Raw genomic sequence first — 21,310 nt, 5'->3', positions numbered from 1 at the left:
CACTTGCGCCCATGGCGGCAAAACCTGACGAGGACCCCGCCTACCTCTCCGATCAACTGCTCACCTACCTCGGCAACAAGCGCGCACTGCTGGGGGTGATCGATCGAGCCGCCGCGCAGGTCCAGGAGCGGCTCGGCCGGAAGATGACGGTACTTGACGCCTTCTCCGGCAGCGGTGCGGTGTCGCGACTGCTCAAGGCCCGCTCATCGACGATCATCGCGAACGACCTCGAATCCTATGCCAGGGTGATGAGCGAGTGCTATCTGGCGAACCGCGGCGAGGTCGATCTCGACGAAATCACCTATCTGGTAGGCGAGTTCACCTCGAAGGTCGAGTCCGGATACCGCGTCGACGGTTTCATCGAAGAGCTGTACGCCCCGACCGACGACACGGACATCCAACCCGGGGAACGTGTCTTCTACACCGTCGACAACGCTCGCCGCCTCGACGCCTACGCGTCCCTGATCCACTCCCTCGATGAGCGCATCAAACCATTTCTGTTGGCGCCGTTGCTGTCTGCGGCATCGGTACACGCCAACACGTCGGGGGTGTTCAAGGGGTTCTACAAGGATCGCTCGACCGGCGTCGGGCGGTTCGGCGGTTCCGGCGGGGATGCGTTGCTGCGCATCCTCGGTACCATCACGCCGGCGGTACCTGTCCTGAGTCGGTACGACGCGGATCGGGTTGTCCTGCAGATCGATGCCAACGATCTGCCCGGCCGCATCGGCCACGTTGACCTCGCCTACCTCGATCCGCCGTACAACCAGCATCCGTACGGGTCGAATTACTTCATGCTCAACCTGATTGCCGATTACCGACGGCCGACGCAGATGAGTGCGGTGTCCGGGATTCCCGTCGACTGGAATCGGTCCGGGTACAACGTGCGCCGCGAATCACCGCAACTGATGCGGGCGCTCGTCGAGGACCTCGACGCGTCATTCCTGCTCGTGTCGTTCAACGACGAAGGCTACATCTCCCCCGCCGAGATGACCGACATCCTGTCCGCCGTCGGCACGGTAACCGAATTCCGAGAGCGCTACAACACTTTTCGCGGCAGCCGAAACCTCCGCGGCCGTGCCACGCACGTGACCGAACATCTCTTCCTCGTCGAAAGGCACTGATGCACATCGGAATGACGATGCCCGTGATGGAACCCGACCTCGACGCCGCACTGCTGCAGATCTGGGCGCAGGGCATCGACGACGGTCCGTTCTCCTCGGCGTGCTGGGGTGAACGTATCGCCTTCGACAACCCAGACTGCCTCACTCTCCTCGGCGCACTCGCGGCGTGGACCGACCGTGTCCGGTTGGTGACCACCGTCGTCGTACCGCAACTCCATGACCCGGTGCTGCTGGCGAAGTCGCTGGCCACCGGCGACATGCTCAGTGACGGCCGGCTGACCGTGGGCCTGGGGATCGGCGGTCGGCACGAGGACTATCACGCCGTCGGCGCGGATACGACGCGGCAGAACATGCGAACCCTCGCCGAGAGTGCCGCCACGATGCGCCGGGTGTGGGCCGGTGAGAAGCTCACCGATTCGGTCTTGCCCGTCGGGCCACCCAGCGTTCAGCCCGGCGGACCCGAATTACATGTCGGCACAACGGGTCCGCGGACCATCCGCAGCGCCGCGGCGTGGGCATCGGGGGTGGCCGGGGTGACGCTGGATCTCGACCTGACCAAGCAGCGCGAACTGTTCGACATTGCCCGCGACGCGTGGACCGAAGCCCGAAAACCGCAGCCGCACTTGGCCACGTCGTTCTGGTTCGCACTCGGCGAGGGCGACGGTCCGCGCGAGCAGATGCACCGACATCTGCGGCACTACATGAATTGGATTCCGGCGGAGTTCGTCGATGCGATGGCTCCGACCACCGGCTTCGCCGGCACGGAGGAGGAACTCACGGAAGTGTTGCGGGGGTTCGCCGGGATCGGCACCGACGAGGTGCAGTTGATCCCGACGAGTAGCGACCCGGACCAACTGCGCCGGGCGGTGGAGGTCGCGGCCGAGTTCTCTTCGTGAAGCCTGGGCGACTATCGCCCGAATCGGCCCACCGAGACTGTCGGACCTGCCCGATAGACTGATGGATTCCGGGTCTTTCGGGACGCGAAAAGTATTCGTGCACAGTCGATTTTGATGCTTCAATTCCATTGCCTCGAACGTGTGTGCGAGTAGAATTGAGGTATGCCCTCCACCACCGCTCCCACACCCGCCGACCTCCTCGCCACCGCCCGCGAGCTGACCGTCACCGGACTGACCCGACGCCAGGCCTTCGACACCACCCGCGCGATCATCGACCTGTCCAACACCCTCGGACACTTGCTGAGTGTGTGTGCCGCAGAGATGGACCGCCTCGGGGTGGCCACCCAATGCGGTGGGAAGATCAAACCCTTGCTCATCGAGATGGGATTGGCACCCTCGGTGGCCGACCGAGTCCTACGCATCGGCCGCGGTCTCCCGGCCATGCAGTTGCTCCCCGGGTATGCCGAGGACGGGGTCTTCCCGATCGAACACCTCGACGCCATCGTCGCCGGACTGGGCCACGTCGAGCGCCGTGCGCTGGACGGTCTGTGCGACGAAGAGAAGCGAGAGGTGGAATCGGCGCTGATCGCCCAAGCCGCCTCCGGCGCCACCCCCACCGAGATCACGGATAAGGCCCGGGCGCTGGGCAATGAGTACGCCACGGAAACCGGTGGGCTGCCCGCGGCCGAGGACCACACCCTCAACGAACTCACGTTGAGCAAGGTCGACGGCCGGGTGCGCATTCGGGGGGGACGTCGACATCGTGACCGGGGAGAAGTTGATGGGCGCCATCAGTTCACTGTCGAAGAAACGGCCCGAGCCGGACGGGTCGGAGGATTCACGGTCGACCGCCCGGCGTCAGAGCGATGCGCTCGACCTGATCGTGGATGCGGCTGCGGCCACATCCGCAAGGCGATCATCATCCGGGACCAGTGCTGCATCAAGTGCGGGGCACCCGCCCGCTGGGGCCACGCGCATCATCGGCTGTTCTGGAGTGAGGGAGGTCCGACCGACCTCGACAACGGATGCCTCCTCTGCCCGTCATGTCACGCCGACGTTCACCACCTGGGCTGGGACAGCATCATGGGCGCCGACGGACACCCCTGGCTCATCCCGCCGGCATCGAGAGATCCACGACGACAACCCATCCCGGCCTACAACCGGCGCACCATGAGCCTTGACGATCGGAGTGCCGCGTGAGGGTTTCGACACGCCCCTCCTTCGTCGGGGCTGCTCAACCAGCGGAGAGCTCAGCACATTTCCCGCGCACCCGACCACCATCGGGACCGCGCACGATCTTTGACAACAAAATAGTGATCCCCCGGGGCCACCCCCTGCCGTCGATGTCTCACATTGAGACGTTGGCACGCTCAACCGCGGGCCGGACGCTCCTAAGGTCACGGTAGACGGTGTGACAGCCACCACGCCGCGAGAGAGGATGCGTGATGTACACCAAGGACGGGAACAGCTTTTTCATCGTCGATGCCCACATCGCACTGTGGGATGGTCGGCCGGAGAATCAACGCAACATCCACGGCAAACAGTTCATCGACTGCTTCTATGACTATCACCGAAATCTGTCGCCGGAGTCCGAGGTATGGAGCTACGAGGACTACCTCTATCAGGGTGGCGACCGGCTGATGAAGGATCTGTTCGAGGATGGTTACGTCGACCACGCGATCTTCCAACCCGCCTATCTCGGCGAGTTCTACTACAAGGGGTTCGGACAGACCGCGGAGGCGTCGGAGCTGGCGAAGAAGCATCCCGACAAGCTGACGTACAACCATTGCTTCGATCCGCGCAACGGTGAGGTCGGGCTGGATCAGCTGCGTCTCGACGCGGAGAAGTACAACCTGCAGGGCGTCAAGCTCTACACCGCCGAGTGGCACGGCGAATCGCGTGGGTACAAACTGACCGACCCCTGGGCCTACCGCTACCTCGAGGCCTGCCGCGAACTCGGCATCACCAATATCCACATCCACAAGGGCCCCACCATCCGCCCGCTCGACCGCGATGCCTTCGACGTCGCCGACGTCGACCATGTGGCCACCGACTTCACCGACCTCAACTTCATCGTCGAGCATTGCGGGCTTCCCCGCCTGGAGGACTTCTGCTGGATCGCCACCCAGGAACCGAACGTCTACGCCGGACTGGCCGTGGCGATCCCGTTCATCCACACCAGGCCGCGCTACTTCGCCCAGATCATGGGCGAGTTGCTCTACTGGATCGGCGAGGACCGGATCTTCTTCTCGTCGGACTACGCCCTCTGGACTCCGCGGTGGCTGATCGAGAGTTTCGTCGACTTCAACATCCCCGAGGACATGACCGAATACTCGCAGATCACCCTCGACCAGAAGAAGAAGATCCTCGGACTCAACGCCGCCAAGATGTACAACATCCCGGTTCCGGCCGAGTTGCAGCTCGCCGACGCCGACGAAACCGCCACCGGCCCACGAGGTGCCGACGAAGTCGTGGGGGCGTGAGGATGACTCTCCACGACGAGGTGATGACCGCACTCGGCGCCGTCATCGACCCCGAACTCGACGAACCCATCACCGACCTCGGCTTTGTCCGATCGGTGGCGGTCGACGACCACGACGTCGAAGTGCATCTCCGGCTACCCACGTCGTTCTGTTCCCCCAACTTCGCCTACCTCATGGCCTCCGATGCGAAAGATGCGCTGACCGGCCTGGATTCGACCCAACACGTGGTAGTGGAACTCGACGATCATCACGATTCCGAGCTCATCAACACCGGTCTGGCCGCCGATGCCGGCTACCGCGGCACATTCAAGCACGAGGCACACGAGTCACTCGACGAACTGCGAAACACGTTCATCCGCAAGGCGCATACGGCGGCGATGGAACGGTGCCTCACCGGCCTGCTGCGCGCCGACCCGGATCGTCCGATCGAGAACCTCGGCACCGTCACCCTCGCCGAACTCCCCGACGACGACCACACCGCTGCGCTGCTGCGGCGGCGTTCCGCACTCGGATTGTCCACGGCACCAACCGCAATCGTGATGGTGGACGCCGATGGTGCCACCTATACCCCCGAGCAGGTGCCGATGGCGTTGCGGCGCGCGAGATCCACCCGTATCTCCATCGACGGCAACGCGCACTTCTGTCGCGGACTGCTGCGCACCCGCTATCCCGGATCGGAGGACGATCAGGCGCCACGCTTGCTCGGCAGCGAGCCGGCCGACGTTTCCTACGATCCGACCTTCATCCCACTGTCTGACCTCACCGTTCGACCCGCATCCCCGGAAGGAGCACTGTTGTGAGCACCATGCGCGCCGTACAGGTTGTCGGCTATCACCAGAATCTTGAGATGTCGGAGGTGGAAAAGCCTACGCCGACAGGACCGTTCGACGTCATCGTGAAGATCGGCGGCGCCGGTGTGTGTCGCACCGACCTGCACATCCTGGAAGGGCAGTGGGCCGAGAAATCCCAGGTGCAATTGCCGTACACGATCGGCCACGAGAACGCCGGCTGGGTCGAGGCGGTGGGCCCGGATGTCACCAACGTGGCCGAGGGCGACAAGGTGATCGTGCATCCGCTCATCACCTGCGGGCTATGCCGCGCGTGCCGCTCCGGCGACGATGTGCACTGTGAGCAGAACGCCTTTCCCGGCATCGATACCAATGGCGGGTACGCCGAATACCTGAAGACGTCGGCGCGCAGCGTGGTCAAGATCGACGATTCGCTGGAGCCCTCGGATGTTGCGGCACTCGCCGACGCCGGCCTGACCGCGTACCACGCGGCGGCGAAGGCGGCCAAGCGACTGACCCCACGTGACAAGTGCGTCATCATCGGCGCAGGCGGTCTGGGCCACATCGGGATTCAGGTCCTCAAGGCACTGAGCCCGGCCGAACTCGTCGTCGTCGACCGCAATGCCGACGCGGTGAAACTGGCCCTGTCGATCGGCGCCGATCACGGTGTGGTGGCCGATGGCTCCCAGATCGAGCAGGTGCAGGAACTGACCGGCGGCAACGGCGCCGAGGCGGTCGTCGACTTCGTCGGCGAAGGTGGCGCCACAAGTGAAGGTGTCGCGATGTTGCGCAGGGCCGGAGACTATTACGTCGTCGGCTACGGCGAGAACATCAACGTGCCGACGATCGACATCATCTCCACCGAGATCAACTTCATCGGCAACCTCGTCGGGTCCTACAACGATCTGTGCGACCTCATGGCACTCGCCGCCCGCGGCTCGGTGAACCTACACACCCAGAAGTACTCGCTCGACGATTTCCAATCCGCCATCACCGATCTCGACAACGGCAACGTCCGCGGACGGGCGATCCTCACGCCGTAGGCACACCGCTCCGGGAGCCGCGGCCGGCCAACACGAACGCCACCACCGCGATCGCGGCCGCGGCCAGCATCACGACGGCCAGCGGTCCGGCGGTGTCCTCACCCCGAATACTCACCAGTGGGGACACCGCGGCTGCCAGGCCGAACTGGAGTGCGCCGAGCACCGCCGACGCACTGCCCGCGGCCTTCGGAACCGACTGCAGTGCCAGGGCGGTGGCATTGCCGAACACCAGGCCGAGGCTGCCGACGGCAACGAAGATGGGTACCGCCAGCCACCCGGCGGGAACGTCGGCGATCACCAGGAGCCCGAACACCACCGTCGACGCAGCGACGAATCCGATGCCGACTGCGACGACGCCGCGCACCGAGTAGGTGACGGTCAATCGCGCGGCCAGCCCGCTGACCGCGGTGAGCGCCAACGCATTTGCGCCGAACGCGAGTCCGTAGCCGACCGTGCCGAGTCCGATCATGTCCTGGTACAGGAACGGCGAGGCGGAGATGTAGGCCATCATCACCGCGAACGCGAACGCAAAGGTCAGCGAGTAGCCGACGAACGGACGTGAGCGGAGGGCGGCCAACGGGGATTCGTCGTCGGCATGCCGGTGAGCGAGTTCGGCTCGACGCTCCACGGGAAGTGTCTCGCGCACCACGGCCAGGATAGACACGAGCATCAGCACCGCAAGCGCCAGCACGACGCCGAGGATGCCGCGCCAGCCGATCGGTCCGACGAGGAAGCCACCGAACAGCGGCGCGATCACCGGTGCCACCCCGCCGACGATCATCATCAGACTGAACGCCCGCGCAGCGGCCTTGCCCTTCGCGAGGTCGGAGATGATCGCGCGGCCGATCACCATGCCGGCCGCACCACCGAGGCCTTGAAGGAAGCGGGCGATCACCAGCACCGCGATACTCGGCGCAAACACCGCGACCGCGCTCGCGACGACACAGAGCGCGGCACCGAAAACCAGCGGCCGGAACCGCCCCAGGCGATCGGAGATCGGACCGAAGACCAACTGACCGATGGTCACGCCGATGAGGAAAGCGGTCAACGTCAGCTGCACGGCGGTCGCGGACGCGCTGAGCTCCTCGGTCATCTGCGGGAAGGCGGGCAGATACATGTCGGTCGCAAAGGGGGCGACCGCCGAGAGCAGCGCGAGGACCAGCAGCAATGGCCCACTCACCGACGACCGTCCGGTGTCACGGGACACAGCGGTGCGCGACAGTTCCTCGATTTCCATAGTTAGTTATGGAATCATAATGGTTATGAGTTCGCAATCTATGCCGCTCGGGACCCTGGCTGATCTGATCGTGCGGATCGCGCGCAGCGTCGAACCGCATCGCTTCGGCCTCGCCCCGCTCACCGACACCGAGGCTGCGGTGCTGCATTGGATCGACGCCAACGAGGGCACCTCACCGAGTGCGACCGCCACCGCGACGAACCTGCAGAAGAGCAACGTGAGCGTGGCTCTGAAGAGCCTGGAGGCACACGGCCTGATCACGCGTGGCCGCGACGACCAGGATGCGCGACTGGTGCGGTTGTCGACGACGCCGCAGGCCCGCCGAAATATCGACCACCTCTATCAGGAGTGGACGAGATGTCTGGGCGACGCCCTCGACGGCGACCTCACCGGAGTCGAGGAGACGCTGGCGGTGCTCCGTCGAATCGAACTCGGCCTGCGTCAGCCCTGACTCCGCTCACCCGGCCGAACGGCCCAACCTGTGGTTTCGTGGGCGGATGAGCACCACACACCTCGGGCGGATCTTCCACGTCGCCGGCCGACCGTCGGTGTCGGAGGCCGACGCAGCCCTCGTCTGGCTGCCCGATGGTGCGCTCGTGCTCGACGACGCCGGCATGATCGTCTACTGCGGGCCGCGTGATCGCCGCCCCGGCGTGGACGACCCCGACGAGGCCATCCTCGATCACGGTGACGCGTACCTCATCCCCGGCTTTGTCGACGCCCACATCCACTTTCCGCAGACCTACTCGGTCGACGCCTACGGCGGCGGGCAACTGCTGGAGTGGTTGGACAACTGCATCTTTCCGGCCGAGGCACGCCTGGCCGATCCCGAGTTCGCGGCACGCATCGCCCGCGATTTCACCGCCCGTCGAATCGCCGCCGGCACCACCGCGGCCATGGTGTTCGGCTCCGCATTCCCGCACGCGCAGGACGCGCTGTTCACCGAAACCCGCAGGGCGGGACTGCGATTGGTCAGTGGACGCGGCATCCAGACGGTGGGTGGGCCGTCGGCGGCGCCGCTGATCACCTCCGAACAGCACGCCGTCGACCTCACCGCCGATGAGATCAACCGTTGGCACGGCACGGATTCCGACGATCCCGACACCGCCCTGACCTACGCGGCGATCGTGCCGCGCTTCTCCCTGTCGGTCACCGTCGACACCCTCGCCGCGCTCGGCGACCTCTACGCCGACGTCCGCGACCGCGGCGTCTACGTACACACTCACCTGAACGAGAACAACCGTCCCGGCACCGGTGAAATCGATTTGGTGAAGCGCGGTTTCGGGGTGGAGAGCTACCTGCACACCTACGACGGGATGTTCCTGCCCGGCGGCAAGGTCGGCGGCAAAGGACTACTCGGACGCCGGACGATCATGGCGCACGCGGTGCACTGCACCGACGACGAACTCGCCCGCATGGCCGACACCGGCACCTCGATCGCACATTGCCCGGTCTCGCAACTGTTCCTGGGCTCCGGCACGATGCCGTGGCGCCGGACCGTCGCCGCCGGCGTCACCGTCGCGGCAGGCACCGATGTCGGGGCGGGTGACGAGTGGTTGATCTCGCGGGTGCTCTCGGATGCGTTCAAGGTGCACCTGAGCGAGCCCGGCGACGACAGCGTCGCCATGCATCCGGCGGAAATGCTGTTCACCGGAACCCTTGCCGGCGCCCGCGCACTCGACCAAGAACACCGCTTCGGCAACTTCGATGTCGGGAAGGAGGCGGATTTCCTTGTCATCCAACCTGATCGGTGGATGCCGTTGGAAGCCGCACTCGCCCATGGTATTCGCGCCGACGACGAGATCCGCGCCCGCGATCAGACCCTGTTCACCTTGCTGATGGCCTTGCGCGAACCCGCGATTGCGGAGGTGTACGTGCAGGGGCGACGAATAGAGGCACCGCTCTGACCGCAGCAGCGGCAGTTGCTACCGGGCTGTAACACGCGCGAGGGAAGCGAGTGGTGCACTCGGGGCGATGGAGGAGCAGTTGTTCACCGGCGGTCTTCCGGCAAAGCGCGCTTGAAGGAACGGCACGGCTTGCGCCAAAGCGTATACGCCGCTGACGGTGTGCTCGACGCCGGGAAGTTCGCGGTAGTCGACGGCCACCCCGCGATCGCAGAGAGAATGCGCGAGTGAGCGTTGGTCGGCGGCAACCATGACTCCGTCGCCGATGCCGTCGCTGTTTCCGGCGATCATCATGATGGGGAACCGCGGGGTCCCGGCGGTCCCCATGGTCAGTCTCTTGCTGATGTCGACGAATGGCGAAAGATGTTGGTAGTTCTGGTATTGCGGCTTCAGCATCCTGCGCATCGTAAGTACCGGCAACTGCTGAAGATCCGCGCCACACATGCCGCGGGCGCGTTTCACGATAGCGGTGCCATATGGGGACAGGTAGCGGTTGACGTCGTAGTCGTAACTCTCGAGAGTGCCGGCGAGGACCAGCGGAATGACCTTGGACCAGCTCGGGCTACCGTCGATGTAGTCGAGCATGCGCAGGATATTGACCGGCAATCCGGCGACGACAGCCCCCACGATGTTGAGTTCCGGTGCGTACGTGGCGGCCAGTTCGGCAGCGAATTCGGTGGCAATACTGCCGCCGGACAGACCGATCATGGCCACAGGAGTCGATCGCGGATTCGTCTTGATCACCCGCTGGGCTGCTCGGATGCCGTCGAGAGTGCCGTAGCCCGACTCGTGGCCCGCCCCGAAATGCATGTCGGCACCTTCGTAGTCGGTGGTCACCACGGTGTATCCGGCCGTCAGAGCGGCGGCGAGCGCGGCCTGATCCACCGTCGGCACTCCGTTGATGGTGGTCGCATACGACGGGTTGCACCGAGAGTCGAGGGCATCGTAGGGCTGTTGGTAGGCCACGATGCGCGTCCCACTCTTGCCCGCACCGTTCGGCCGGACGACCAGCGCCGCGGTCACGGCGGGTCGGCGCAATTGATCGGTGGTTCGGTAGAGAACCTGCGTCGCGGTGCCGGGCAAGGGCGTGGTGACGGGGCGGCTGCGCAGCACCGTGCCGGGAGCGACTCCGGCGAGCGGGCCGTCGTAACGATAGAAGGCGTCGGCGGCCGGCCGAGGTAGCTCAGCATGGGCAACAGCCGTGGTGGTGAGGCCAAACGACAGGGCCACCATCAACACGCACAGTACGGCTTTTCGCACGGGGCAATCTCCCTCATGATCCGCTGAGTCATGCACCGTCGAGGTATCGAAGTGCTTTGACGAAGGAACTTAGGTGAGCAATCGCACTCTTGTCAACGTGTTACAAGAGGTCAGGTGGTCTGGCGAATGACCAATTCTGGCGCCAGCAGTGTGCGCGTGGCGTATTGCCCCTGCGTCTGGATCTGCGCACGAAGGATCTGAGCGGCCTGCCTGCCGGAATCGACGAATGGCTGGCGGACCGTGGTCAGACCCAGCCCTTCGGCCAGCGCGCCGTCGTCGAACCCGGCAATGGCGATCGCCTCGGGCACCGCCGTGCCGATCGTGCGCAGCTCGGTCAGCAGACCTGCGGCAAGAACATCGTGGTGAGCGATGACGGCCGTCGGACCGTCGGAACGTTCGACGAGTGTCGGTGCAAAGTGTCGCGCGGCCGCGAAATCGGTTCCCGGAAGGATCATTTCCACGCATGCGTCGTCGTCATGGCCGGCCTCGCGCAGTGCACGGCGGATGCCACGGAGGCGAAGCATGGCAGGGGAAACGTAATCGCCGGATCGTTGGGGTTCGTGTAGATACGCCAGTCGGTCGTGGCCACGGTCGAGCAGGTGTGCGGCCAAGAGATGCCCGGCTTCCTCGTCGTCGAAGGCCACCGTACTGAACGAAGGGTGGGCGGAGTCCACCAAAACGGCCGGCAGACCCCAGCGTTTCAAGCGGTCCGCGCCCTTGTCACCCAACGGCACGCCCATGATCAGCAATCCGTCGACGTCTCCCCGCACCGGGAGTGTCTCGAGCAGGGGGGAACTCGCCTCGGCCGCCGACGGCGCATCGAGGACCACGACATCGACATCGTCGGGCCCGAACGTGTCGAGAACGCCGACAAGCCTGGTCAGGTAGGACTCGTAGCTACTGAACGGAGCCAGCACGGCGATCCGTTCGACGCGCAGCCGCGCCCTCGACGAGGGTGTGGCCCGAGGCCGGTAGCCGAGTTCGCCGGCCGCTTCGATCACGCGATCGCGCGTCGTCGGACTGACCCGATCGGGATGATTCAGCGCGAGCGACACCGTCGAAATACTGACACCGGCGGTTTCTGCCACTTGGTAGATCGTCACACCCGACTGCCCCACGCCGTCAGCTTAACTGCCGTACGCATCATTGACTTGCCGCGGCTCCCTTCGTAAAGTTCTTCGTAGAAGTTCTTCGATGGGTCTGCTGCATGGAGGTCTGATGCCCGATTATCTACGCGCCGCGCGCGACGCCGGCTGCGAGCCCGCAATTCTGGAGTGGCTGGCGGCGGCACAGGAGTTGGTTGTGCACATACCTGCCCTGCAGGCCGCCGACTGGGCGGAGCGTCGGGTGGGCGCGCACCAGCTCTCTGATGCATTGGCGGAGCGATTTACCCTGCCTGGGCCGTCGGAGTGCACCGTGATCGAGAGGCGCGTACCGACCCGGTCGGGCGAACTCACCGTGATGCATTACCGACCGGCGGTTCGAGGCTCGCGACTGGCGCATGTTGCTTTTCACGGCGGTGGTTTCATCCTCGGCAGCGTGCGAGAGATGGTGAACGATCGGTTGTGGCGGGCTCGGGCGGTGGCCGGCGGTGTGGATGTCTTCGATGTCGACTATCGATTGGCTCCCGAACACCCCTTCCCCAGCGCACTCGACGATGGTCTGGACGTCCTGGATTGGCTGCTCGAGCACGGGGCCGAGTTCGACATCGCGCCGGACCGCATCGGCGTCGGCGGCACATCGGCCGGCGGCAACCTCGCCGCGCTCGTGGCGATGCACGCCCGCGACCGCGGTGTGAGTCTGGATCACCAAATCCTCGAGGTGCCGGCGGGAAGCCTGCATGCCGAACATGACGAGTCGTTCCGCAACTACCGCGACCTCGCCGATATGGGCGGCGATTTCTCCGCTCTACGTGCGGCGTACCTCGGCGGCCACAGCGATACGTCCGGCCCGGCCGCGCCCGATGAGATCACCGATTTGGCGGGTCTTCCGGCAACGCTGCTCATCACCGCTGAGCTCGATCCGCTCCGCGACTCCGGCGAGATCTATGCGGCTCGTCTCAGAGAAGCCGATGTGCCGGTCCAGAGTTGGCGTGCCCCAGGGCAATTGCACGGCAGTGGATCACTCACCAAGAATTCAGAGACCGCCCGTGACTGGCAGAACCGCGTCGCGGAGTTCCTCCGTAGCCGTGTCGCTCTGAGCTCGGCCATCGCTTCCTGATCGGGTGAGCTGGATGACCCTCGACGCCTCGCCGGAGGACACCAAGGCCAGTCCCTCGGCCCGGCCGCAAACCGCGGCCTTCCTGCCGGCACTGGTCGCAGCCTATTTCGGCGCCGCACTGGCGGTCATGTCCGCGGGGTTCATCAGTATCCCCCTGCGTTTGTCGGAACTCGATCCCGACAACAAGGCCCAGACGCTGGCAGTGACGGCCGCGATCGGCGGCGTCGTGATCATGCTGGTGTCCGCACCACTCGGGCGTATCAGCGATGTCTCGACCTGCCGGTTGGGCATTCGCCGTCCGTTCATCCTTGGCGGCTCGTTTCTCAGCGCAGTGGGCATGTTCATCTTGGCGTTCGCGCCGAATGTGCCAACTCTTGTCGCCGGCTGGGCCGTGGCCCAGGCCGGTTTCGGCGCCACCACCATGGCGCTCAATGCGCTTCTCGCCGACCAGATCCCGACCCGCATCCGGGCTCGGGTGGCGGCCGCGTTCGGGATGAGCCTGGGCCTGTCGCCTGCGCTGGGTAGCGCGATGGTCAGCGCACTGCCCGGCAATCCCGTCTACTGGTTCGGGCTTCCGGCGATACTCATGGTCTTGGCCAATCTCGCATTGTTCGCGGTACTGCGCGACATCGTGCGCACCGAGCCGGAGTCGGTGAGCTGGACCGGCCTGTTGCGCAGCTACTGGATCAACCCGATCCGTCACCGCGACTTCGCCTGGGCATGGCTGTGCCGACTGCTCGTGACGCTGGCGCTGACGTCGGTGTCGACCTATTTGCTGTACCTGATCACCGATCGGCTCGGCCTGACCACCGAGGAAGCCACCAAGGCCCAAGGCCTCGTGGCGGGCGCGCTGTTCGGCGCAGGCATCGTCACGAGCGTGCTGTTCAGCTGGCTCTCCGACCGGACCGGGCGCCGTAAGCCGATCGTGTTCGGCTCAGTGGTTTTGACCGCCGCTGGTCTGCTGGTTGCTCTGTGTGCCCGCGACCTGTCGGTATTCGCTGTCGGCATCGCGCTGATCGGCATGGGACAGGGCGCATTCGTGTCCGTGGACGTCGCCATGATGACCGAGTTGCTTCCCGACTCATCCGCCGCCGGCACCGGCCTGGCGGTGATCGCACTGTCGTATCAGATGCCCCAGCTGCTGTTGCCGCTCATGGCGACTCCCCTGCTGGCCATCGGATCAGGGGCACCCAACTACGGCGCACTCCTGGTCGGGGCGGTGGTGGTCACCGCGCTCGGTGGACTGGCCGTCCTCCCGATTCGGGGCGTGCGGTAAGCGTCGCCGACGGACTGGTTGGTCTCACTCGGAGATCCGCAGGCCATCCCATTCGTGGTCGTGCATGAACCCCTCGGCCAGGCCGACGTGGTACTTCAGACAGCTGCGGAGGACGCCGAGGTAGGCGATCGGCAGACCGATGGCCGGGCGCTGGTCGCCGGGGCAGGTGATGACGTCGTCGGCGGAGCGGAAGTCGCGGAAGAACTGCCGCATGCTGCGATCGCGGCGTGACGGTTTGCGCCACCCGTAGAGCAGCATGCCCAGCCCGATCATCCGGTTGGTGTCCGGTTGCGGGGTGATCAGTTCGGTGTTCTCGCCGAAGAAGGCGCGGTCGATGCCGTCGTCGGAGTCGAACATCATGATGCCGCTGGTCGCGCGCGGATTGCATTCGATGCTGACCAGTCCGCGGTCGGGGTCCTCGATGAAGTCGACGCCGATCTGTCCGGTGAAGTTCACCTCACGGACGAACGACGACACGCGGTCGAGGATGTCGGGTCGATCGAGGGACCGGAAATTGAGGCACGAGTTGCCGTCGATCGCGTAGTCGACCGGGTAGGTGGCGTGGGCGTAGACCTTGCCCTCCCGCGCGATCGAGTAGGTGCAGAACTTCTCGCCCGATGCCCACTCCTGCGCGAGCCACGGGTTGGTCGGGTCGAAATCCAACCAGTCCAGCGGATCGCCCGGGTGCGCCTTGTGTACCTTCTGCGAGCCCCGCGAATAGCACTGCTTGAGGGCGAATGGCTTCTCGAAATCGAGATGCGCCACATCGTCGCGGGTGCGCAGTTGCGCGAACTTCAGGTGCGGACGTCCCAACGAGACCAGCAGTTCGGAGAACTCGTACTTGTTGTGCAGTTGGTTCTCGAGCTCGAAATCCGACAGGAACAGCTCGCACGACGGCGGGAAGATGTCGACCATCATCGAGAGGATGTCGGTCTCCTCATGGATGGGGATGACCATGTCGATCTTGTCCTTGGCGACGATCCGCGACAGGGCGTGACAGTAGGCGCGCGGCTCGAACTTCGGCGGCGGCACCTTGTAGAACTTGTCGTGTGCGTGCGACAGGCGGGTGACACCGATCGGAATGCTGTCGACGATGGTCACGTGGTGGCCGGCCGCCGACATCATGCGCGCCAGCTCCAGCGTCAGGAACGACCGTCCGAAGGTGATCAGGATGCGTCTGCGTTGCGAACTCCCCACGCTCAAAGTCTAAGAGTCTGCCGTTAGGCTGCCTAATTGGCGCTGAAAAGGAATAGCCACGCAAGCTGAGACGTTGGAGAATGGCGTCGTGTGGTTTCACCACAAATTGGCTGCACATCGGGGTGCAACCGGGGGTTGATCGACGGTCGGACAGAGACCGTCGGCTAGAGCACAGTGTAGAGCGGAGGTTGCTGAGATGTTCGTGATCGGCATCATCGCCGCCTGCCTCGCCGCCGTCGCCTACGGTATGTCGACCGTTCTCCGTGCGCTTGGCGCTCGTCGCGTCGCCACCGAGAACCGGGACAGCGGACATGGGACCGACGCCACCAACGCGGCTGGCGGTCCGTCCCTGCAGTCGACGATGTCCACACTCATCGACCCCGCGTTCATCATGGGCACGATGATGGTGGTCGTCGGCTTCGCCGGTGGCGCTGTCGCCGCGCGGTTCCTGCCACTGTTCCTGTCCCAGACGATCGTCTCGGCCAACCTCGTCGTGACCGCCCTGCTCGGCACGATCATGCTCAACATCGCCCTGCACACCCGCGACTGGATCGCGATCTGGCTGGTCGTGCTCTCGTTGTGTCTGCTCGGCATCTCGTCGGCGCCGCACACCGGCAACGGCGGAACCCCGGCCTTCCACTGGGAACTGTTCATCGCGACACTCGGCCTGTGCGCGATCGCGCTCGGCGGTGTCTATCGGGCAGGTAAGCACGCGGGCATCGTCGGCGGCGCGGCCGCCGGTCTGTTGTTCGGCGTCATCGCGATCTCCGTGCGCATCCTCGACGGCGTGCAGCCGTTCGACGCGGTCGCACTACTCACCGACCCCGCCGCCTGGACCATCGCGGTCGCCGGCGCCGTCGGCTTCTTCGTGCAGACCGTGGCCCTGCAGGTGGGTGCGGTCAACGGCGTGACCGCGGTGCTCGTGGTCGGCGAAACCGCCGGACCGAGCCTCGTCGGCGTGCTGTTCCTCGGCGACATGGCCAAACCCGGACTGGGGTGGCTGGCCGTCGTCGGCTTCATCGGCGCGGTGATCGGCGCGGTGCTGGTGGCCTGGTACGGCTCCGGCGATCCGGACCACTTCGGTGAGGCTCCCCCGCAGAAGGGTGGCTGGCGACGCGGCCGCATGGACGAGCCGATCGCCGACAGCGGGGAGATCTCCGTCGACGACACGACGCACCGCGAGTACCGGCACGGTTGACGCGCGGCCCGTCGGCCGTAACTGTGGAGGCATGACCTCGACCATCGACGAGACCGCCGCCCAGACCGCCCGCACCGCCTACGAGACGCTCGAGCCGTTCCATGTGCTGGCGTACTTCAGCCCCGGATTACGTGACGCGATGTCCGACACCGGACTCGACGGGCACGCCTTCTACGTCGGGGCGCGGGCCGCTCCGATGGGTGATTGCCATCCCGCGCTCGTCACCTCGTCCTTCTACAACTTCGCCCCCGATCTCATCACCAAGGCCTGGACGTCGGCCCGCGCCGTCGGTCTCGACCGCATCGCCGCCCGGCGCATGCAGATGCTCGACGAATCGCTCCGTCCCATCCTCGGGGACCGCGTCGACGACCCGGAAACCGACGAACTCGCTTCGCGCTACACCGAACTCGCCGCCGGACTGCCGTTCGTCGGACGACCGCTGGCCGCGGGATGGGCGGCCGACGCAGCGCCCGAACAACCCCACCTGCGCCTGTGGCACGCGATCGCGGTCGTGCGAGAGTGGCGCGGCGACAACCATATTGCGGCGCTCGTGCATCACGGGCTGGGCGGCTTGGACGCTGTCGTCTTCCACGAGGCCGAGATCACCGACCCCGCAATCCATCGTCGACTGCTGGGCCGCAAACTCGTCCAGATCACCCGCGGCTGGTCCGACGAGCAGTGGGACGCCTCGGTGGATCGGCTCGCCGACCGTGGCCTGGCCGAGCGCACCGACTCCGGGCACCAACTCACCGATGCGGGCCTCACGCTGTATCGCACGATCGAGGACGAGACCGATGCGATCACCGCGCCCGCATGGTCGGGTGGCGATGTCGAGGACCTGATCGCTCGCACCCGGCCGTACTCCAAGGCAGTCATCGACGCGGGTGTGCTGCCCGGGACCCGAAAGAAGGAGTGACCCGCCCGCTGATCGGGACCAAAGTTCGTCGCGGGCGGGCGAAAAAGGGTAGGTGTTGACTCATGGACGATCTCGAGGCGATCAAAACCCTCAAGTACCGGTATCTGCGGGCCCTCGACACCAAGGACTGGGATTCCTTCGCCGACACCCTGACCCCGGATGTCACCGGCGATTACGGCAAGAGCCTGGCGTTCGCCAACCGCGACGAGCTCGTCGGGTACATGCGGACGTCGGTCGGACCGAGCGTGATCACCGAGCATCGCGTTGCGCACCCGGAAATCGAGATCGACGGGGACACAGCAACCGGCCGCTGGTATCTGCAGGATCGGGTGATCGTGCCCGACTTCTCGTTCATGTTGTTCGGTTCCGCGTTCTACGCCGACCGGTACCGCCGTACCGATGCGGGTTGGCGGATCTGTGCCACCGGTTACGACCGCACCTATGAGGCGACGGTGAACCTGTCCGATCTGCCGAGCTTCAAGCTCGACGTCGGACCGGCAATCCGGTTGTAGCCCACCATGTTCCGCCGCGCACAGACCTTCACCGATCGGTGTGCGGCGGGCCGGGCGCTGGGCGCACAGGTCGCCGCGTCCCGCACGCACGACCCGACCACCCTCGTGCTCGGCCTCGCGCGCGGCGGGGTGCCGGTGGCGCGCGAGGTGGCCGTCGCACTCGACGCCCCACTCGATGTACTCGTCGTCCGAAAGCTCGGTGCGCCAGGGCAACCCGAGTTCGCGATGGGTGCGGTGGCCGCCGGGGAGACCGTCATCAACGACGACACGCCCCGTCGACTCGGGGTCACCCCCGCACAGTTGCAGCGGATCGTCGACGCCGAGAACCACATCCGTGCAGAGCGGGAGCAACGGTATCGGGCTGGGCGCGAACCACTGTCGCTGCGGGGCCGCTCGGTGATCCTGGTCGACGACGGCGTGGCCACCGGCGCCACGATGGCCGTCGCAGTCCGTGCGGCCCGCGCCGCCGGCGCTGCCGCGGTGACCGTGGCGGTACCGACGGGACCCGCCGACACCATGGCGCGATTCCGGGCGGACCCCGAGATCGACGAGGTGGCGTGTGTGGCCATGCCGGAACCCTTCCGGGCGGTCGGCCAGTCCTACGACGACTTCCGTCAGGTCGACGACGGCGAGGTCATCCGGTGCCTCGCTTCTTCGTGACGTCCTTGCGCAGCAGCGCGGCGAGTTCCGCACGGTCGGTGACGTCGAGCTTGGTGCACGCCCGATAGATGTGTCCCTCGACGGTGCGCACCGACACCGTGAGGCGTTCGGCGATTTCCTTGTTCGACAGGCCGGCGGCCACGAGATTGGCGATCTCGCGCTCCCGCGAGGTCAGCGGCAACGGCTGCGCCGCCTCCAGCAGGGCGGGTGTCCGCAGGCCACCGCATTCGGCGGCCAGCCGGTTGGCGACCGCGGCGGACGCGACGGTGGCCGCGCGGGAGCCGCTCGCCTCGTGCAGCACACTCGCCTGGGCGGCCGCGTCGGCCGCCGACAACCGGATGTCGAGTCGCTCGAACTCGTCGGCGCACACGTCGAGTTCGACGGCGTCGCGCGCGGCGAGCGCGTCGGCGTGCTGGGCATAGAGGGAAACCAGTGGACCGTCGATCTGCTCGCTCAACTCCCGCAGGCGTTGCGCGGGTGTCGCGTCGCCGAAGCGGACCACCGAGTGCAAGGCCTCGGCCTCGGTGGCGAACTGCCCGGATTCGCGTGCCTGCGTGGCCGCCTCGCACGCGGTGGCCACCGCCAGGGACACGGTGCCCGCCGCGGCCTGCTGCCACGACTTGGCGATCGTCAGCATCGGGCCGAAGACCGCGACATGTTTGCCGTTGCGCTTCTCGGCCTTTCGCAGCACCTTGGCTGCGGCGTCGGCGCTGCCGATCGCGGACAGCGCCTGCACCCGGTAGATGAAGGCCGGGAAGTTCCACGACTCGGCGGCGCGTCCGCTGTCGAGGGTGGCCAGGGTCTGTTCCATCCGCCGGTCCACCGATGCGCAGTCGCCGCGGGTGAGTTCGACGGCGGCCACCAGGATGCCGGCCATCGCCCAGCCGAGAAACTTTCCGGCACTGGCGAATTTGAGGAAACGCTCGGCGTCGGCGGTGGCGTCGTCGAGGTGGGCGGTCAGGGTCAGGGCGAGGATCGGACCGAATCCGGCCGGGAACCGCAGGAGACCGTCGGTGAAGGCCTCGGCCTCGTGGGCCCGCCGGGCGAGGCCGGCCACCTCGTCGGCGCGGCCGGCCAGAGCACGGGACAGGCTGCCGCCGAACGCCGCCCACTCCACGGCCCACGGCAGGGTGGACGCCTCGAGCGCTTCGTCGGAGAGCGCGATGGCGTCGTCGATCCGATTCTCGAACACCGCGCAGGCCGAGGCGATCCCGAGGACAACGGGTTTGAGGTTGGGGTCGGTGACCTTCTCCAGCAGCACCTCGAGGAGGGCGTCGGCGCGATCGGCGTCGCCGAGCGCCCAGAACAGGTTGCCGAATCGGAGTCCGCCCCAGGCCAGGAGCTGGAACTGGTCGAGGTCGTCGGCATCGAACGTCGCGAGGATCTGTTCTGCTTCGTCGGCGCCGCCCTGCCACATGAGCGACCGGGCGAGTGCCTCCGCCGCGTCGAGGCCTCCGGCTTCGGCGGCGGCGCGGGCGAAGCGTTCGGCCATCGGGGCGTGCGCCAGCATGAGTGCGTCGCGCGCGGCGGCCCCCATCAGCTCGGTGTCCACCGAGACATCGCTCTCCAGAGACAGGTCGGCGAGCCGGATGCGTTCGGCCGGGCTGTCGACCTCCCGCTCCCGCAGTGCCTTGACCAACTTGCCGCGCAGCCTGCGTGACGACGCCAACCCCAGCCGATGCCGGATCACCTCGCCGAACAGCGGATGGTTGTACCGGACGTTGAGTCGTCGACCGTCCCGGACGATCCGCACCAGTCCGGCGATCTCGGCCTCCTCCACCGCCTCCTCACCGGCCAGATCGGCGAGGACATCGATGTCCAGGGGCTCACACAGCGCCAGGTATTTCAGGACGGTGAGCACCGAGTCGTCGAGTTGCTCGATGCGGCTTTCCAGCAGCGACGCCAGTTCCGAGGTGATCGCCGCCCGGCCGCGTAGCTGCCAGACCCCGTTGACCTGGCGCAGCGTGTTCGCCTGTCGCGCACCGTCGACGAGATGCCGCAGGAACAGGGCGTTGCCGCCCGAGGCCTCCCACATCAGATCGGCGGACAGACCTTCGAGTTGCCCACCCAGCACCGATTCGATGAGTTCGACGGACTGCTGTTTGGAGAACGGCGACAACAGGATTCGGGTGAGGTGGTTGTCCTTCCAGAGGGAGGTCACCGCGTCCGGGACGGACTCGCCGCTGCGCACGGTCGCGACGATGTGCACCGCGCGGTCGATCGCCAACTGATGCAACAGGGTGGCCGAGAGTTCGTCGAGCAGGTGCGCGTCGTCGACGCCGATGACCACATTCCCGTCCGAGAGCAGCGATTCCCGTGCGGCGGCGAGGTAGGTGACCGGGTCACTCGACGTCGACGGCCCGACGAGGTGGGCGAACACGCCGAGCGGAATGCTGCGGGCTGACTCGGTGCCCGCGACCCAGCGCACCCCGCCGCCGAGGGTCGCGGTGACGTGTCGCGCCAGTGTCGTCTTACCGACTCCCGAATCTCCGGTCAGCACCACTCCGCACGCCGTCGTCTCGCCGCGCAGAGCGGACTGGATGATGCGGTACTCTTTCTCGCGCTCGACCAAGGGCCAGTTCGAGGACATGGTGCAGAC

The 21,310-nt window shown here is 66.1% G+C and carries 19 protein-coding genes; 14 read left to right on the top strand and 5 right to left on the bottom strand.

Features of this window, described 5'->3' with window-relative positions:
* The first annotated feature begins 11 nt into the window (after positions 1–11).
* The 6 genes from AAFP30_RS07900 to AAFP30_RS07875 all read left to right on the top strand — a co-directional run bounded on the left by AAFP30_RS07900 (position 12) and on the right by AAFP30_RS07875 (position 6,331).
* Complete coding sequence (locus AAFP30_RS07900) at positions 12–1,121, top strand: DNA adenine methylase (protein WP_419229320.1); 1,110 nt, start codon at positions 12–14, stop codon at positions 1,119–1,121.
* A complete protein-coding gene (locus tag AAFP30_RS07895; RefSeq protein ID WP_419229319.1) occupies positions 1,121–2,017 on the top strand; it encodes an LLM class flavin-dependent oxidoreductase in 897 nt (298 codons plus the stop codon). Before AAFP30_RS07900 ends, AAFP30_RS07895 begins: the two co-directional genes overlap by 1 nt.
* Before the next feature lie 162 nt (positions 2,018–2,179).
* Positions 2,180–3,217 carry an HNH endonuclease gene (locus AAFP30_RS07890; RefSeq protein WP_419229318.1) on the top strand — a complete coding sequence of 346 codons (1,038 nt, stop codon included), beginning with the start codon at positions 2,180–2,182 and terminating at the stop codon, positions 3,215–3,217.
* A 245-nt stretch (positions 3,218–3,462) separates the two neighbouring features.
* Positions 3,463–4,500, top strand: coding sequence for an amidohydrolase family protein (locus AAFP30_RS07885; RefSeq protein WP_419229317.1), 1,038 nt, complete (start codon positions 3,463–3,465; stop codon positions 4,498–4,500).
* A 2-nt stretch (positions 4,501–4,502) separates the two neighbouring features.
* Entirely contained in the window at positions 4,503–5,300 is a 798-nt protein-coding gene (locus AAFP30_RS07880; RefSeq protein WP_419229316.1) for an iron-sulfur cluster assembly protein, read from the top strand.
* A gap of 5 nt (positions 5,301–5,305) precedes the next feature.
* Positions 5,306–6,331, top strand: a complete 1,026-nt coding sequence (locus AAFP30_RS07875; RefSeq protein WP_419229472.1) for an NAD(P)-dependent alcohol dehydrogenase — start codon at positions 5,306–5,308, stop codon at positions 6,329–6,331.
* On the opposite strand, the gene AAFP30_RS07870 is transcribed toward AAFP30_RS07875, so the two are convergent.
* Complete coding sequence (locus AAFP30_RS07870; protein WP_419229315.1) at positions 6,321–7,568, bottom strand: multidrug effflux MFS transporter; 1,248 nt, start codon at positions 7,566–7,568, stop codon at positions 6,321–6,323. The genes AAFP30_RS07875 and AAFP30_RS07870 overlap by 11 nt on opposite strands.
* A gap of 25 nt (positions 7,569–7,593) precedes the next feature.
* On the opposite strand from AAFP30_RS07870, the gene AAFP30_RS07865 reads away from it, so the two are divergent.
* Both AAFP30_RS07865 and AAFP30_RS07860 read left to right on the top strand, forming a co-directional pair.
* The gene (locus tag AAFP30_RS07865; protein WP_419229314.1) at positions 7,594–8,019 is read left to right on the top strand and encodes a MarR family winged helix-turn-helix transcriptional regulator; all 426 of its coding nucleotides are present in this window, start codon (positions 7,594–7,596) and stop codon (positions 8,017–8,019) included.
* Between the two features lie 46 nt (positions 8,020–8,065).
* Positions 8,066–9,475 (top strand): amidohydrolase family protein, encoded by a 1,410-nt coding sequence (locus AAFP30_RS07860; protein WP_419229313.1) that lies wholly within the window; start codon positions 8,066–8,068, stop codon positions 9,473–9,475.
* A gap of 18 nt (positions 9,476–9,493) precedes the next feature.
* On the opposite strand, the gene AAFP30_RS07855 is transcribed toward AAFP30_RS07860, so the two are convergent.
* Together AAFP30_RS07855 and AAFP30_RS07850 are read right to left on the bottom strand one after the other, a co-directional pair.
* Positions 9,494–10,732 carry a lipase family protein gene (locus tag AAFP30_RS07855; RefSeq protein ID WP_419229312.1) on the bottom strand — a complete coding sequence of 413 codons (1,239 nt, stop codon included), beginning with the start codon at positions 10,730–10,732 and terminating at the stop codon, positions 9,494–9,496.
* 110 nt (positions 10,733–10,842) lie between these two features.
* Entirely contained in the window at positions 10,843–11,820 is a 978-nt protein-coding gene (locus AAFP30_RS07850) for a LacI family DNA-binding transcriptional regulator (RefSeq protein WP_419229311.1), read from the bottom strand.
* Between the two features lie 130 nt (positions 11,821–11,950).
* On the opposite strand from AAFP30_RS07850, the gene AAFP30_RS07845 reads away from it, so the two are divergent.
* Entirely contained in the window at positions 11,951–12,952 is a 1,002-nt protein-coding gene (locus AAFP30_RS07845; protein ID WP_419229310.1) for an alpha/beta hydrolase, read from the top strand.
* A 13-nt stretch (positions 12,953–12,965) separates the two neighbouring features.
* Complete coding sequence (locus tag AAFP30_RS07840) at positions 12,966–14,228, top strand: MFS transporter (protein WP_419229309.1); 1,263 nt, start codon at positions 12,966–12,968, stop codon at positions 14,226–14,228.
* 24 nt (positions 14,229–14,252) lie between these two features.
* Here the strand turns inward: AAFP30_RS07840 and AAFP30_RS07835 are convergent, their stop codons facing one another.
* A complete protein-coding gene (locus AAFP30_RS07835; protein WP_419229308.1) occupies positions 14,253–15,425 on the bottom strand; it encodes a carboxylate--amine ligase in 1,173 nt (390 codons plus the stop codon).
* Positions 15,426–15,621: 196 nt separating this feature from the next.
* On the opposite strand from AAFP30_RS07835, the gene AAFP30_RS07830 reads away from it, so the two are divergent.
* The 4 genes from AAFP30_RS07830 to AAFP30_RS07815 all read left to right on the top strand — a co-directional run bounded on the left by AAFP30_RS07830 (position 15,622) and on the right by AAFP30_RS07815 (position 18,711).
* Positions 15,622–16,623, top strand: coding sequence for an EamA/RhaT family transporter (locus AAFP30_RS07830; RefSeq protein ID WP_419229307.1), 1,002 nt, complete (start codon positions 15,622–15,624; stop codon positions 16,621–16,623).
* A gap of 31 nt (positions 16,624–16,654) precedes the next feature.
* Positions 16,655–17,539, top strand: coding sequence for an SCO6745 family protein (locus AAFP30_RS07825; protein ID WP_419229306.1), 885 nt, complete (start codon positions 16,655–16,657; stop codon positions 17,537–17,539).
* Positions 17,540–17,601: 62 nt separating this feature from the next.
* Positions 17,602–18,051, top strand: coding sequence for a nuclear transport factor 2 family protein (locus AAFP30_RS07820; protein ID WP_419229305.1), 450 nt, complete (start codon positions 17,602–17,604; stop codon positions 18,049–18,051).
* Positions 18,052–18,057: 6 nt separating this feature from the next.
* Positions 18,058–18,711, top strand: coding sequence for a phosphoribosyltransferase (locus AAFP30_RS07815; protein ID WP_419229304.1), 654 nt, complete (start codon positions 18,058–18,060; stop codon positions 18,709–18,711).
* Here the strand turns inward: AAFP30_RS07815 and AAFP30_RS07810 are convergent.
* On the bottom strand, positions 18,686–21,301 hold the full coding sequence (locus AAFP30_RS07810) for a LuxR C-terminal-related transcriptional regulator (protein WP_419229303.1): 2,616 nt from the start codon (positions 21,299–21,301) through the stop codon (positions 18,686–18,688). The two genes, AAFP30_RS07815 and AAFP30_RS07810, sit on opposite strands and share 26 nt — an antisense overlap.
* Between the last annotated feature and the right edge of the window lie 9 nt (positions 21,302–21,310).

The sequence above is a fragment of the Gordonia sp. CPCC 205515 genome, assembly GCF_048537925.1.
GTDB lineage: Bacteria > Actinomycetota > Actinomycetes > Mycobacteriales > Mycobacteriaceae > Gordonia.
Note: the sequence above shows the minus strand (reverse complement) of the source record. Positions and strands in the feature narration are given on the sequence as shown.

Excerpts from the sequence above, each read along its gene's own strand:
- AAFP30_RS07885 (WP_419229317.1), top strand. The coding sequence starts at position 3,463 with ATGTACACCAAGGACGGGAACAGCTTTTTCATCGTCGATGCCCACATC.
- AAFP30_RS07875 (WP_419229472.1), top strand. The coding sequence starts at position 5,306 with ATGCGCGCCGTACAGGTTGTCGGCTATCACCAGAATCTTGAGATGTCG.
- AAFP30_RS07845 (WP_419229310.1), top strand. The coding sequence starts at position 11,951 with ATGCCCGATTATCTACGCGCCGCGCGCGACGCCGGCTGCGAGCCCGCA.
- AAFP30_RS07895 (WP_419229319.1), top strand. The coding sequence starts at position 1,121 with ATGCACATCGGAATGACGATGCCCGTGATGGAACCCGACCTCGACGCC.
- AAFP30_RS07825 (WP_419229306.1), top strand. The coding sequence starts at position 16,655 with ATGACCTCGACCATCGACGAGACCGCCGCCCAGACCGCCCGCACCGCC.
- AAFP30_RS07830 (WP_419229307.1), top strand. The coding sequence starts at position 15,622 with ATGTTCGTGATCGGCATCATCGCCGCCTGCCTCGCCGCCGTCGCCTAC.
- AAFP30_RS07820 (WP_419229305.1), top strand. The coding sequence starts at position 17,602 with ATGGACGATCTCGAGGCGATCAAAACCCTCAAGTACCGGTATCTGCGG.
- AAFP30_RS07870 (WP_419229315.1), bottom strand. The coding sequence starts at position 7,568 with ATGGAAATCGAGGAACTGTCGCGCACCGCTGTGTCCCGTGACACCGGA.
- AAFP30_RS07815 (WP_419229304.1), top strand. The coding sequence starts at position 18,058 with ATGTTCCGCCGCGCACAGACCTTCACCGATCGGTGTGCGGCGGGCCGG.
- AAFP30_RS07900 (WP_419229320.1), top strand. The coding sequence starts at position 12 with ATGGCGGCAAAACCTGACGAGGACCCCGCCTACCTCTCCGATCAACTG.
- AAFP30_RS07860 (WP_419229313.1), top strand. The coding sequence starts at position 8,066 with ATGAGCACCACACACCTCGGGCGGATCTTCCACGTCGCCGGCCGACCG.
- AAFP30_RS07810 (WP_419229303.1), bottom strand. The coding sequence starts at position 21,301 with ATGTCCTCGAACTGGCCCTTGGTCGAGCGCGAGAAAGAGTACCGCATC.
- AAFP30_RS07890 (WP_419229318.1), top strand. The coding sequence starts at position 2,180 with ATGCCCTCCACCACCGCTCCCACACCCGCCGACCTCCTCGCCACCGCC.
- AAFP30_RS07840 (WP_419229309.1), top strand. The coding sequence starts at position 12,966 with ATGACCCTCGACGCCTCGCCGGAGGACACCAAGGCCAGTCCCTCGGCC.
- AAFP30_RS07880 (WP_419229316.1), top strand. The coding sequence starts at position 4,503 with ATGACTCTCCACGACGAGGTGATGACCGCACTCGGCGCCGTCATCGAC.
- AAFP30_RS07865 (WP_419229314.1), top strand. The coding sequence starts at position 7,594 with ATGAGTTCGCAATCTATGCCGCTCGGGACCCTGGCTGATCTGATCGTG.